The 13347-nt window shown below is 69.7% G+C and carries 8 protein-coding genes and 1 tRNA gene; all 9 read left to right on the forward strand.

Annotated elements, in window-relative coordinates:
- Positions 1–145 precede the first annotated feature (145 nt).
- The 9 genes from rplK to ACFCX4_RS27005 all read left to right on the forward strand — a co-directional run bounded on the left by rplK (position 146) and on the right by ACFCX4_RS27005 (position 13311).
- The gene (rplK, locus tag ACFCX4_RS26965) at positions 146–580 is read left to right on the forward strand and encodes a 50S ribosomal protein L11 (RefSeq protein WP_224278191.1); all 435 of its coding nucleotides are present in this window, start codon (positions 146–148) and stop codon (positions 578–580) included.
- A 79-nt stretch (positions 581–659) separates the two neighbouring features.
- Positions 660–1382 carry a 50S ribosomal protein L1 gene (gene rplA / locus ACFCX4_RS26970; RefSeq protein ID WP_376147460.1) on the forward strand — a complete coding sequence of 241 codons (723 nt, stop codon included), beginning with the start codon at positions 660–662 and terminating at the stop codon, positions 1380–1382.
- A gap of 176 nt (positions 1383–1558) precedes the next feature.
- Complete coding sequence (locus ACFCX4_RS26975) at positions 1559–2440, forward strand: hypothetical protein (protein ID WP_376147463.1); 882 nt, start codon at positions 1559–1561, stop codon at positions 2438–2440.
- A gap of 140 nt (positions 2441–2580) precedes the next feature.
- Entirely contained in the window at positions 2581–3462 is an 882-nt protein-coding gene (locus ACFCX4_RS26980; protein ID WP_376147466.1) for a hypothetical protein, read from the forward strand.
- Positions 3463–3823: 361 nt separating this feature from the next.
- The gene (gene rplJ, locus ACFCX4_RS26985) at positions 3824–4387 is read left to right on the forward strand and encodes a 50S ribosomal protein L10 (protein ID WP_376147468.1); all 564 of its coding nucleotides are present in this window, start codon (positions 3824–3826) and stop codon (positions 4385–4387) included.
- 90 nt (positions 4388–4477) lie between these two features.
- Positions 4478–4861, forward strand: coding sequence for a 50S ribosomal protein L7/L12 (gene rplL / locus ACFCX4_RS26990; protein ID WP_376147471.1), 384 nt, complete (start codon positions 4478–4480; stop codon positions 4859–4861).
- Positions 4862–5561: 700 nt separating this feature from the next.
- Positions 5562–9038 carry a DNA-directed RNA polymerase subunit beta gene (rpoB, locus tag ACFCX4_RS26995; protein ID WP_376147474.1) on the forward strand — a complete coding sequence of 1159 codons (3477 nt, stop codon included), beginning with the start codon at positions 5562–5564 and terminating at the stop codon, positions 9036–9038.
- Positions 9039–9139: 101 nt separating this feature from the next.
- A complete protein-coding gene (locus tag ACFCX4_RS27000) occupies positions 9140–13033 on the forward strand; it encodes a DNA-directed RNA polymerase subunit beta' (RefSeq protein WP_376147476.1) in 3894 nt (1297 codons plus the stop codon).
- Between the two features lie 204 nt (positions 13034–13237).
- A tRNA-Met gene (locus ACFCX4_RS27005) sits at positions 13238–13311 on the forward strand.
- Positions 13312–13347 lie beyond the last annotated feature (36 nt).

Below are 13347 nucleotides of genomic sequence, written 5' to 3' on the forward strand. Positions count from 1 at the left end.
GGGCGGGGCCGGTGGCCCCGCCCCGGATCCGTTTTGGTCCAGCGGCGCCGAGGCGTTAGCCTGGTCCGATGTGTGTGCTGGCGACCGGGTGTCGCCCCGGTTCGGCGCACACCAGCAATCACCTCTCGGAAGGACCCGGAGAGACATGCCTCCCAAGAAGAAGAAGGTCACGGGGCTTATCAAGCTCCAGATCAACGCCGGTGCGGCCAACCCGGCCCCGCCGGTCGGCCCCGCGCTGGGTCAGCACGGCGTCAACATCATGGAGTTCTGCAAGGCCTACAACGCCGCGACCGAGTCGCAGCGCGGCATGATCGTGCCGGTGGAGATCACGGTCTACGAGGACCGTTCCTTCACCTTCATCACGAAGACGCCGCCGGCCGCGCGCCTCATCCTGAAGGCCGCCGGCATCGAGAAGGGCTCCAGCGAGCCGCACAAGACCAAGGTCGCGAAGCTCACCAGCGCCCAGGTCCGCGAGATCGCCACCACCAAGATGCCCGACCTGAACGCCAACGACCTGGACGCCGCGGAGAAGATCATCGCCGGCACCGCCCGGTCGATGGGCATCACCGTCGAGGGCTGATCACCCCCTTCTCGTTCCCGTGGTAGGGCCTGCGCTGGCCCGTGAATACCACAACTCCCATCACCATTCAGGAGCAGCAGTGAAGCGCAGCAAGGCTCTGAAGGCCGCGGACGCACAGGTCGACCGCGAGCGCCTCTACGCCCCCCTTGAGGCCGTCCGCCTCGCCAAGGCGACCAGCACCACCAAGTTCGACGGCACCGTCGAGGTCGCCATGCGTCTGGGTGTCGACCCGCGCAAGGCCGACCAGATGGTCCGCAGCACCGTGATCCTCCCGCACGGCACCGGTAAGACCGCTCGGGTCCTGGTCTTCGCGACCGGCGAGCGTGCCGAGGCCGCGCGTGCTGCGGGTGCCGACATCGTCGGTGCCGACGAGCTCATCGACGAGGTCGCCAAGGGCCGCCTGGACTTCGACGCCGTCGTCGCCACCCCGGACCTCATGGGCAAGGTCGGCCGCCTCGGCCGCGTGCTCGGCCCCCGTGGTCTGATGCCGAACCCGAAGACCGGCACCGTCACCCCCGATGTCGCGAAGGCCGTCAACGACATCAAGGGCGGCAAGATCGAGTTCCGCGTCGACAAGCACTCGAACCTGCACTTCATCATCGGTAAGGTCTCCTTCACCGACGAGCAGCTGGTCGAGAACTACGCCGCCGCGCTGGACGAGGTGCTCCGCGCCAAGCCGTCCGCCGCCAAGGGCCGCTACATCAAGAAGACCGCGTTCTCGACCACCATCGGCCCCGGCATCCTGGTGGACCCGAACCGCACCCGGAACCTCCTCGTCGAAGAGGACCCGGCCGCGGTCTGATCGCAGCCGTAGTCCGCACGGCGGGCCCGCACCCCTTCACCGGGGGTGCGGGCCCGCCGTCGTTCCCCGACCGGTACCCCCCGGCGCGGGCGCCGGGGGGTCCGTCGTACGCTCGGCCGGTCCGCCCGCGTGCTCCCGCCCAGGGGCCCGCCGCCGTCCGACCGCCGGGGAGTGCCGTGCCCGCCCTTCGTCCCGCCGTCAAGGGCCTGGCCCTGCTGCTGGTCGCGGCCGGTCTGACCGCGTGCAGCGTGCTGGCGGTCTCCGGGGACCGCACCCCGATCAGCGACCGGCCGACCGTGCGGCCGCCCCGGCAGGTGCTGCTCTCCGCCTCGCAGCGGTTGGACGACGCCGGCGGCGCCCGGATCCAGGCGGTCGAGGAGGGGCCTTCCGGGCGGCGCACCGCGAGCGGCGGGCTCTCGTGGGGCGCCCACGACGAGGCCGAGCTGACCGTCACCGACGAGCGGGGCACCGGGGTGCTCCGCGGCCGGGACGGCGCGCTGGACCTCGGCTACCCCGGGACGGCGCCCCGGACCGCGGACCGGGAGCGGGCGGAGTCGCTGGACCCGCGGGCGGCCGCCGGCCCGGCCGGCTGGGCCGGCGGCTGGATCACCGGCCTGCTGTCCAACCCGGGCGGTCCGGCCCGGTCGATGGCGCTGGCCGGACGGCTCACCCCGCTGGGCGGCGAGCAGCTGAACGGCGGGACGGTCGCGCACTACCGGGGCACCGCCTCGGTCGCGGACTACTTCGGCACGGACGAGGGGCTGAGCCCGGCGCGGCTGACCGAGGTGCTCGGCTACTACGACCGCAACGGGGTCGCCTCCCTCGACTACGAGTTCTGGGTGGCGCCGGGGGACCGGCTGGTGCGGGTCCGCTCCACGGTCCGCGGCACCTTCGGCGTGGTGGTCACCACCACCGACGTCACCGGCACCGGCGACGCCGGGGCCGACGCGACCGCCGGTCCCGGCCCGGAGGGCACGGCCGGGTCCACGGCCGCACCGCCGGCGTCGTCGTCCGCCGCCCCGCCCGCCGTTCCGCCGGCCACCGGGGCGGCGCGCTGAGGGACCCCGCCGCGGCCGGTGCGGCCGAGTGGCGGGGGGTGCCACCGGGTGCCCCGGGGCCGGGTGGCAAGGTGGGCGGGGAGCGGACGTCCCCGGCTGTGCGGGCGCCCGGCGAGGAATCGTCCGACGGGGAGGCGTGGATGGCGGTGCGGCAGCGGCTGGCGGCGGTGGTCGCCCTCGCGGTACTGGCGGCCGGCCCGGCCGGGTGCGGCGCCGCCGGCGAACCGGCGCGCTCCGCCTCGCCGAGCGCGTCCGGCGACGCGACGCCGACGCCCAGCAGCGCCTCGCCGACCTGGCCCGCCAAGCCGACCGACCGTTCCCCGCACGGGGTGCTGCTCTCCGCCCAGCTGGCGATGCAGACCGCCCGCCGGGCGAAGGTGAACTACCGGCTGGGCGCGGACGCCGGCTCCGGGCCGCTGTTCTGGCAGCCGAAGACCGCGCTCCAGGTCAAACGTTCCACCCAGGCCGCCGCCGAGCAGCTGATCGTGGTGGACACCGTCGCCTACGAGGGCGGCGACGCGGCCACCGCGGCCCGCCAGGGCGGCCGGCGCTGGGAGCGGTTCGCCGGGGCCCCGGGCCCGGACGGTCACCGGGAGATCCCGTACGCCGGGCTGATCGACCTGCTCAACCCGGTGGTGGCGCTGGCGGCCGCGACCGCGGAGGGGATCACCGCCCAGTACGTCGGCGAGGACCGCTTCGAGGACTCCGCGGTCGAGCACTACCGGGTGACCACCGACGCGGCCCGCTACGCGGCGGCGCAGACCCAGCTGGCCCAGGCCCGCCGGGACGGCCTGCGGGCCGCGCTGGCGCCCGGCGCCTCGGCCTCGCTCACCCTGGACCTCTGGCTGAACGACAAGGACCAGCTGGTCCGGCTGCAGCGGACCGGGACGGGGGAGGGCGGTGCCCGGCTGGACGACTCGGTGGTCTACACGGAGCCCGGCGGCCCGCTCTCGGTGCAGGCCCCGGCGGAGGCGGACACCGTGGACACCGGCACCCGCAGCGTCCCCCCGACGGCCCGCTGAGGCCCCGGAGCGCGCCGCGGAGGCCGCCCGGCAGGGGCGATTTGCCCCGGACGGCGGCGTCCGGCTACTGTTGCCGAAGCCAAAGACCGCTGGTTGTCGCCCTGCCTCCGCGAGGGAGCGGGTGACCGAAGGATCTGCGCTTCGTGCGCAGGCAGCCCGCGCAGGATTGTTTGGAGCTTTGACCTCCGGGTCGCGTGCCCCGCACGTGGATCCGTCGAGTTCACATCGAGCCCCGTGCGCCTGCGCACCGGGGCTCATCTGCTTTTCCGCAGAGGCTTTCCTCCGTCCGGTGGTCCGAGGCGCGAATGGTCGACTCTCGCGGTCGGCCGGACTTCGACATCACGGAAGGAGGCGTACGCCTATGGCTAGGCCCGACAAGGCTGCTGCCGTCGCCGAGATCACGGAGATGTTCCGTGGCTCGAACGCGGCCGTGCTGACCGAGTACCGCGGTCTGACGGTGAAGCAGGTCAAGACCCTGCGTCGCTCGCTGGGTGACAACGCCCAGTACGCCGTGGTGAAGAACACGCTGACCAAGATCGCGGCCAACGAGGTCGGGATCACGGAGCTCGACGACCTGTTCGCCGGTCCGACGGCTGTCGCTTTCGTCACCGGTGACCCGGTGGAGTCGGCGAAGGCTCTGCGTGACTTCGCCAAGGAGAACCCCGCTCTCGTCATCAAGGGCGGTGTCCTTGACGGCAAGGCGCTGTCCGCCGACGAGATCAAGCAGCTCGCGGACCTTGAGTCCCGCGAGGTGCTGCTCGCCAAGCTGGCGGGTGCCCTGAAGGCCAAGCAGTCCCAGGCTGCCGCGCTCTTCCAGGCCCTGCCGTCGAAGCTCGTCCGCACCGTGGACGCGCTGCGCGACAAGGTCGAGCAGGGCGGTGCCGGTACGCCGGCTCCCGCCGCCGAGGAGACCGCGGCCGAGTAGTCGGCCGGGGCTCTGCCTCGCTGCGGGCCCGTACGCCCGCCAACCCGTACATCCGGCACCACCTGCCGATTTAGTGGAAGGACGCCAATCATGGCGAAGCTGTCCCAGGACGAGCTGCTCGCGCAGTTCGAGGAGCTCACCCTCATCGAGCTGGCCGCCTTCGTGAAGGCCTTCGAGGAGAAGTTCGACGTCACCGCTGCCGCCCCGGTCGCCGTTGCCGGCATCGCCGGCCCGGTCGGCACCGAGGCCGCTGTCGAGGAGCAGGACGAGTTCGACGTCATCCTCGACGGCCCGGGCGACAAGAAGATCCAGGTCATCAAGGAGGTGCGCACCCTGACCTCCCTCGGCCTGAAGGAGGCCAAGGACCTCGTTGACACCGCTGGTGCCAAGGTCCTGGAGAAGGTTGCCAAGGACGTTGCCGAGAAGGCCAAGGCCGCCCTTGAGGCTGCCGGCGCCAAGGTCACCGTCAAGTGACTCCCCGCCCCCTCCGAGGGGGCCGGAGGCCGGGCCGATCACCCTTGCGGGTGGTCGGCCCGGCCTTTTCCGTTCCCGGCCCCGGGAGGCCCCTCCGGGGCCGGATGCACCGGTGTGGCCGAACGGGCACTCGGCACTGTCGGTGCGGGCGGGTATGGTGATCGCTGACATCGGGTGAGGCCCCGACCACGGCTTCTGTAACGCCGGGGCGGTCCGGCGCGATGAACGGGTCGAGGTCCGCACCGGAGGCGGGCCCTTGACGAACCAGGCACGGCGCGCGATTCTCAAGGCGCGAGTCCGGCCCGGTTGGTCCCCCACTGGATGCATAACCAGTGGCTCCGGAGGGAAGTGACTCCACGTGAGTCGTGGCCCCGGCTGGTCCGGGACCGGTGCAGTACCCGGAGGGCGTTCGCGCCCGACGGCTACCGGGAGGAGTCTCCGATTCGGTCTCCGAATCAGAGCTGGACAGCAGTGTCGCCTTTGGCTACACTGTCCCTTTGCGCTGCCTGTTAGCTTCTCCGTGACTCGTCGCCCGGAGTTTGCGTTGCCCCGAAGGGGTCTGGCACCACCTCCGCAAAGCGGCTCTGACCTGGGGTTTCGACCCCGGCGGAGGCCAGTGGCGAGGGAGGCGGGACCAAGCCCGTGAAGGCCCGGCTGGTACGCGCGTAGTGAGCTCCGAGCCCTCGGAAGGACCCCCCTCTTGGCCGCGCCGCGCAACGCCTCGAACAATTCCGCCGCATCCACCGCCCCGCTCCGCGTCTCGTTCGCGAAGATCAAGGAGCCCCTTGAGGTCCCGAACCTCCTGGCCCTGCAGACCGAGAGCTTTGACTGGCTGCTCGGCAACGCGGCCTGGAAGTCCCGGGTCGAGGAGGCGCTGGAGAACGGTCTGGACGTCCCCACCAAGTCCGGTCTGGAGGAGATCTTCGAGGAGATCTCCCCGATCGAGGACTTCAGTGGGTCGATGTCGCTGACCTTCCGCGACCACCGTTTCGAGCCGCCGAAGAACTCCATTGACGAGTGCAAGGACCGCGACTTCACGTTCGCGGCCCCGCTCTTCGTCACGGCCGAGTTCACCAACAACGAGACCGGTGAGATCAAGTCTCAGACGGTCTTCATGGGCGATTTCCCGCTCATGACCCACAAGGGCACGTTCGTGATCAACGGCACCGAGCGTGTCGTCGTCTCGCAGCTGGTCCGCTCCCCGGGCGTGTACTTCGACTCCACCCTGGACAAGGTGTCCGACAAGGACATCTACTCCTGCAAGGTCATCCCCTCGCGCGGTGCCTGGCTGGAGATGGAGATCGACAAGCGCGACATGGTCGGTGTCCGCATCGACCGCAAGCGCAAGCAGTCGGTCACCGTGCTGCTCAAGGCGCTCGGCTGGACCAACGAGATGATTCTCGAAGAGTTCGGCGAGTACGAGTCGATGCGCGCCACCCTGGAGAAGGACCACACCCAGGGCCAGGACGACGCGCTGCTGGACATCTACCGCAAGCTGCGTCCGGGCGAGCCGCCGACGCGCGAGGCCGCGCAGACGCTGCTGGAGAACCTGTACTTCAACCCGAAGCGCTACGACCTCGCCAAGGTCGGCCGCTACAAGGTGAACCGCAAGCTCGGCAACGCCGAGTCGCTGGACTCCGGTGTGCTCACCGAGCCCGACATCATCAACGCGATCAAGTACCTGGTCAAGCTGCACGCCGGCGAGGTCGACTGGCGTGACGAGACCGGCCGCGACATCGTGGTCGAGGTCGACGACATCGACCACTTCGGCAACCGCCGCCTGCGCAACGTGGGCGAGCTCATCCAGAACCAGGTCCGTACGGGTCTCGCCCGCATGGAGCGCGTCGTGCGCGAGCGCATGACCACCCAGGACGTCGAGGCGATCACGCCGCAGACCCTGATCAACATCCGGCCGGTCGTCGCCTCCATCAAGGAGTTCTTCGGCACCAGCCAGCTGTCGCAGTTCATGGACCAGACGAACCCGCTGTCGGGCCTGACCCACAAGCGCCGTCTGTCCGCCCTCGGCCCCGGCGGTCTCTCCCGTGAGCGCGCCGGCTTCGAGGTCCGTGACGTGCACCCCTCGCACTACGGCCGCATGTGTCCGATCGAGACCCCCGAAGGCCCGAACATCGGTCTGATCGGGTCGCTCGCCTCGTACGGCCGGGTCAACGCGTTCGGCTTCATCGAGACCCCGTACCGCAAGGTCATCGAGGGTGTCGTCACCGAGCAGGTCGACTACCTCACGGCCGACGAGGAGGACCGCTACGTCATCGCGCAGGCCAACGCCCCGCTGACGGCCGAGCTGACCTTCGCCGAGCCCCGTGTCCTGGTCCGCCGCCGCGGCGGCGAGATCGACTACATCCCGGGCACCGAGATCGACTACATGGACGTCTCGCCGCGCCAGATGGTGTCGGTCGCGACCGCCATGATCCCGTTCCTGGAGCACGACGACGCCAACCGCGCGCTCATGGGCTCGAACATGATGCGCCAGGCGGTGCCGCTGCTGAAGAGCGAGGCCCCGCTGGTCGGCACCGGCATGGAGTACCGCTGCGCCGTCGACGCCGCGGACGTCATCACCGCCGAGAAGCCGGGTGTCGTCCAGGAGGTCTCGGCCGACTACGTCACCGTGGCCAACGACGACGGCACGTACACCACGTACCGCGCCGCCAAGTTCACCCGCTCCAACCAGGGCACCGCCTTCAACCAGAAGGTGCTCGTGGACGAGGGCGCCCGGGTCGAGGCCAACCAAGTGCTGGCCGACGGCCCCTGCACCGACGAGGGCGAGATGGCCCTCGGCAAGAACCTGCTCGTGGCGTTCATGTCGTGGGAGGGTCACAACTACGAGGACGCGATCATCCTGTCGCAGCGCCTCGTGCAGGACGACGTCCTCTCCTCGATCCACATCGAGGAGCACGAGGTCGACGCCCGTGACACCAAGCTCGGCCCCGAGGAGATCACCCGGGACATCCCGAACGTCTCCGAGGAGGTCCTCGCCGACCTCGACGAGCGCGGCATCATCCGCATCGGCGCCGACGTCGTCACCGGCGACATCCTGGTCGGCAAGGTCACCCCGAAGGGCGAGACCGAGCTGACCCCGGAGGAGCGCCTGCTCCGCGCGATCTTCGGCGAGAAGGCCCGTGAGGTCCGCGACACCTCGCTGAAGGTCCCGCACGGCGAGTCCGGCAAGGTCATCGGCGTGCGCGTGTTCGACCGCGAGGAGGGCGACGAGCTCCCCCCGGGTGTCAACCAGCTGGTCCGCGTCTACGTGGCCCAGAAGCGCAAGATCACCAACGGTGACAAGCTCGCCGGCCGTCACGGCAACAAGGGCGTCATCTCCAAGATCCTGCCGGTCGAGGACATGCCGTTCCTGGAGGACGGCACCCCGGTCGACATCATCCTGAACCCGCTGGGCGTCCCGTCCCGAATGAACCCGGGACAGGTCCTGGAGATCCACCTCGGCTGGCTCTCCAAGCAGGGCTGGGACGTCTCCGGCCTCGCCGACGAGTGGGCCCAGCGCCTCCAGGCGATCGGCGCGGACAAGGTCGAGGGCGGCACCAACCTCGCGACCCCGGTCTTCGACGGCGCCCGCGAGGACGAGATCACCGGTCTGCTGGACCACACCACCCTCACCCGTGACGGTGAGCGCCTGGTGAACTCCACCGGTAAGGCGCGGCTGTTCGACGGCCGCTCCGGCGAGCCGTTCCCGATGCCCGTCTCGGTCGGCTACATGTACATCCTCAAGCTGCACCACCTGGTCGACGACAAGCTGCACGCCCGTTCGACCGGCCCGTACTCGATGATCACCCAGCAGCCGCTCGGTGGTAAGGCGCAGTTCGGTGGTCAGCGCTTCGGTGAGATGGAGGTGTGGGCCCTTGAGGCGTACGGCGCCGCTTACGCGCTGCAGGAGCTGCTCACCATCAAGTCCGACGACGTCCTCGGCCGCGTGAAGGTCTACGAGGCCATCGTCAAGGGCGAGAACATCCCCGAGCCCGGCATTCCCGAGTCCTTCAAGGTCCTCATCAAGGAAATGCAGTCGCTCTGCCTCAACGTGGAGGTGCTGTCCTCGGACGGCCAGTCCATCGAGATGCGGGACTCCGACGAGGACGTCTTCCGCGCCGCCGAGGAGCTCGGCATCGACCTGTCCCGGCGCGAGCCGAGCAGCGTCGAAGAGGTCTGACGGAGGCCGGGCCGGCTGCCACCAGCGCAGCCGGCCCGCCCCCAGGCCCCCCTCAGACCACACGAACGACTCTCGACTTACGAAAGAGGGCTTGACGACCAGTGCTTGACGTCAACTTCTTCGACGAGCTCCGCATCGGCCTGGCCACCGCCGACGACATCCGCCAGTGGTCGCACGGCGAGGTCAAGAAGCCGGAGACCATCAACTACCGCACCCTGAAGCCCGAAAAGGACGGACTCTTCTGCGAGAAGATCTTCGGTCCGACCCGGGACTGGGAGTGCTACTGCGGCAAGTACAAGCGCGTCCGCTTCAAGGGCATCATCTGTGAGCGCTGCGGCGTCGAGGTGACCCGCGCCAAGGTGCGCCGCGAGCGGATGGGCCACATCGAGCTTGCCGCCCCGGTCACCCACATCTGGTACTTCAAGGGCGTGCCGTCCCGCCTCGGCTACCTGCTGGACCTGGCGCCGAAGGACCTCGAAAAGGTCATCTACTTCGCCGCCTACATGATCACCTGGGTCGACGACGAGCGCCGCCAGCGCGACCTGCCCTCCCTGGAGGCGCACGTCTCGGTCGAGCGCCAGCAGATCGAGAACCGCCGCGACTCCGACCTCGAAGCGCGTGCCAAGAAGGCCGAGACCGACCTGGCCGAGCTGGAGGCCGAGGGCGCCAAGGCCGACGTGCGCCGCAAGGTGCGCGAGGGCGCCGAGCGCGAGATGAAGCAGCTGCGCGACCGCGCGCAGCGCGAGCTCGACCGCCTCGACGAGGTGTGGGCCCGCTTCAAGAACCTCAAGGTCCAGGACCTGGAGGGCGACGAGCTGCTCTACCGCGAGCTGCGCGACCGCTTCGGCACCTACTTCTCCGGCTCGATGGGCGCGGCGGCCCTCAAGGACCGCCTGGAGACCTTCGACCTGGCCGAGGAGTCCGAGCGCCTGCGGGAGATCATCCGCACCGGCAAGGGCCAGAAGAAGACCCGTGCGCTCAAGCGCCTCAAGGTCGTCTCCGCGTTCCTGCAGACCACCAACAAGCCCAACGGCATGGTGCTGGACTGCGTCCCGGTCATCCCGCCGGACCTGCGTCCGATGGTGCAGCTGGACGGTGGCCGCTTCGCGACCTCCGACCTGAACGACCTGTACCGCCGCGTCATCAACCGCAACAACCGCCTGAAGCGGCTTCTCGACCTCGGCGCCCCCGAGATCATCGTGAACAACGAGAAGCGCATGCTCCAGGAGGCCGTCGACGCGCTGTTCGACAACGGCCGCCGTGGCCGGCCGGTCACCGGCCCGGGCAACCGCCCCCTGAAGTCCCTCAGCGACATGCTGAAGGGCAAGCAGGGCCGTTTCCGCCAGAACCTGCTCGGCAAGCGGGTCGACTACTCGGCCCGTTCGGTCATCGTCGTCGGCCCGCAGCTCAAGCTGCACCAGTGCGGTCTGCCCAAGGCCATGGCTCTGGAGCTCTTCAAGCCGTTCGTGATGAAGCGCCTGGTCGACCTGAACCACGCGCAGAACATCAAGTCGGCCAAGCGCATGGTCGAGCGCGCCCGCCCGGTCGTGTGGGACGTCCTCGAAGAGGTCATCGCCGAGCACCCGGTCCTGCTGAACCGTGCGCCCACCCTGCACCGCCTCGGCATCCAGGCCTTCGAGCCGCAGCTGGTCGAGGGCAAGGCCATCCAGATCCACCCGCTCGTCTGCACCGCGTTCAACGCGGACTTCGACGGTGACCAGATGGCCGTCCACCTGCCGCTCTCCGCGGAGGCGCAGGCCGAGGCCCGCATCCTGATGCTGTCCTCGAACAACATCCTGAAGCCGGCCGACGGTCGCCCCGTCACCATGCCGACCCAGGACATGGTGCTCGGTCTGTTCTTCCTGACCTCGGACCGCGAGAACGTGAAGGGCGCCGGCCGCACCTTCTCGTCGACCGCCGAGGCGATCATGGCCTTCGACGCCCGCGAGCTGGACGTCCAGGCCCCGATCGAGCTGCGCCTGCCCATCGGCACCGTCCCGCCCCGCGGCTGGACCCCGCCGCTGGACGAGGAGGGCCAGTCCAACTGGTTCGAGGGCGAGTCCTTCCGCCTGAAGACCACCCTGGGCCGCGCGCTCTTCAACGAGCTGCTGCCCGAGGACTACCCGTTCGTCGACTACGAGGTGGGCAAGAAGCAGCTCTCCGCGATCGTCAACGACCTGGCGGAGCGCTACCCCAAGGTCACCGTCGCGGCGACCCTGGACAACCTGAAGGCGGCCGGCTTCCACTGGTCGACCCGCTCGGGCGTCACCGTCTCGATCTCGGACGTCGTCGTCCCGCCGAGCAAGCCCCAGATCCTTGAGGGCTACGAGGCGCAGGCGGAGAAGGTCCAGAAGCAGTACGAGCGCGGTCTGATCACCAACGACGAGCGCAAGAGCGAGCTCGTCGGCATCTGGACCCGGGCGACCAACGAGGTCGCCGAGGCCATGAACGCGAACTTCCCGAAGACGAACCCCATCTTCATGATGGTCGACTCGGGTGCTCGTGGAAACATGATGCAGATGCGCCAGATCGCCGGTATGCGTGGTCTGGTGTCCAACGCGAAGAACGAGACCATCCCGCGGCCCATCAAGGCGTCGTTCCGTGAGGGTCTCTCCGTGCTGGAGTACTTCATCTCCACCCACGGTGCCCGTAAGGGTCTCGCGGACACCGCCCTGCGTACCGCCGACTCCGGCTACCTCACCCGTCGTCTGGTCGACGTCTCCCAGGACGTCATCATCCGCGAGGAGGACTGCGGCACCGAGCGCGGCCTGAAGCTGGCGATCGGCTCCGTGGGCGCGGACGGCGTGCTGCGCAAGGCCGACGACGTCGAGACCAGCGTCTACGCCCGCATGCTCGCCGAGGACATCACGGTCGACGGCAAGCTGCTGGCCACCGCGAACACCGACCTCGGTGACGTGCTGATCGACGAGCTGATCCGCCACGGCATCAGCGAGGTCAAGACCCGCTCGATCCTGACCTGTGAGTCGGCCGTCGGCACCTGTGCCTTCTGCTACGGCCGCTCGCTGGCCACCGGCAAGCTGGTCGACATCGGTGAGGCGGTCGGCATCATCGCCGCCCAGTCCATCGGTGAGCCCGGTACCCAGCTGACCATGCGTACCTTCCACACCGGTGGTGTGGCCGGTGACGACATCACCCAGGGTCTGCCGCGTGTCGTCGAGCTCTTCGAGGCCCGTACCCCCAAGGGTGTGGCCCCGATCTCGGAGGCGCAGGGCCGGGTCCGCATCGAGGACACCGAGAAGACCCGCAAGCTGGTCGTCACCCCGGACGACGGCACCGACGAGATCGCCTACCCGGTCTCGAAGCGTGTCAAGCTCCTGGTGAGCGAGGGCGAGGCGGTCGAGGTCGGCCAGAAGCTGACCATGGGTGCCACCAACCCGCACGACGTCCTGCGGATCATGGGCCAGCGCGCCGTCCAGGTCCACCTGGTCGCCGAGGTCCAGAAGGTCTACAACTCGCAGGGCGTGTCGATCCACGACAAGCACATCGAGATCATCATCCGGCAGATGCTCCGCCGCGTGACGATCATCGAGTCGGGCGACGCCGAGCTGCTCCCGGGCGAGCTCGTCGAGCGCGGCCGCTTCGAGCAGGAGAACCGTCGCGTGGTCTCCGAGGGCGGTCACCCCGCCTCCGGCCGTCCGCAGCTGATGGGTATCACCAAGGCCTCGCTGGCCACCGAGTCCTGGCTGTCGGCCGCCTCCTTCCAGGAGACGACCCGGGTCCTCACCGACGCGGCGATCCACGCCAAGTCGGACCCGCTGCTGGGCCTCAAGGAGAACGTCATCCTCGGTAAGCTCATCCCGGCCGGTACGGGTCTGCCCCGCTACCGCAACATCCGGGTCGAGCCGACCGAGGAGGCCAAGGCCGCGATGTACTCGGCCGTCGGCTACGACGACTACGACCTGTCGCCCTTCGGCGCCGGCTCCGGCCAGGCGGTCCCGCTGGACGACTACGACTACGGCCCGTACACCGGCTGAGTCGAAGGTTCCCGATCGCAGGGCGGCCACCCCACGGGGTGGCCGCCCTGCGGCGTTCCCGCCGTGCGCGCCCCCGGGCCGCTCTGCCGGCGCCGCTGCCCGGTGCCGGGGCGGGGAGGGGACCGGGGGAGGGGAGGAGCCGGAGGGGCCCGCGGGAAAGGATTTGGGCTTCCGGCAGGAGTCGCGTAGAGTCGTGTTCACCGACGCGGGGTGGAGCAGCTCGGTAGCTCGCTGGGCTCATAACCCAGAGGTCGCAGGTTCAAATCCTGTCCCCGCTACTTGACGAAGGGCCCGGAGGCACCAGCCTCCGGGCC

This window comes from Kitasatospora sp. NPDC056327, from assembly GCF_042261735.1.
Classification (GTDB): domain Bacteria; phylum Actinomycetota; class Actinomycetes; order Streptomycetales; family Streptomycetaceae; genus Kitasatospora.

Bases quoted from the DNA above. Each gene is read 5' to 3' on its own strand.
- rplL (WP_376147471.1), top strand. From the start codon at position 4,478: ATGGCGAAGCTGTCCCAGGACGAGCTGCTCGCGCAGTTCGAGGAGCTC.
- rplJ (WP_376147468.1), top strand. From the start codon at position 3,824: ATGGCTAGGCCCGACAAGGCTGCTGCCGTCGCCGAGATCACGGAGATG.
- ACFCX4_RS26980 (WP_376147466.1), top strand. From the start codon at position 2,581: ATGGCGGTGCGGCAGCGGCTGGCGGCGGTGGTCGCCCTCGCGGTACTG.
- rplK (WP_224278191.1), top strand. From the start codon at position 146: ATGCCTCCCAAGAAGAAGAAGGTCACGGGGCTTATCAAGCTCCAGATC.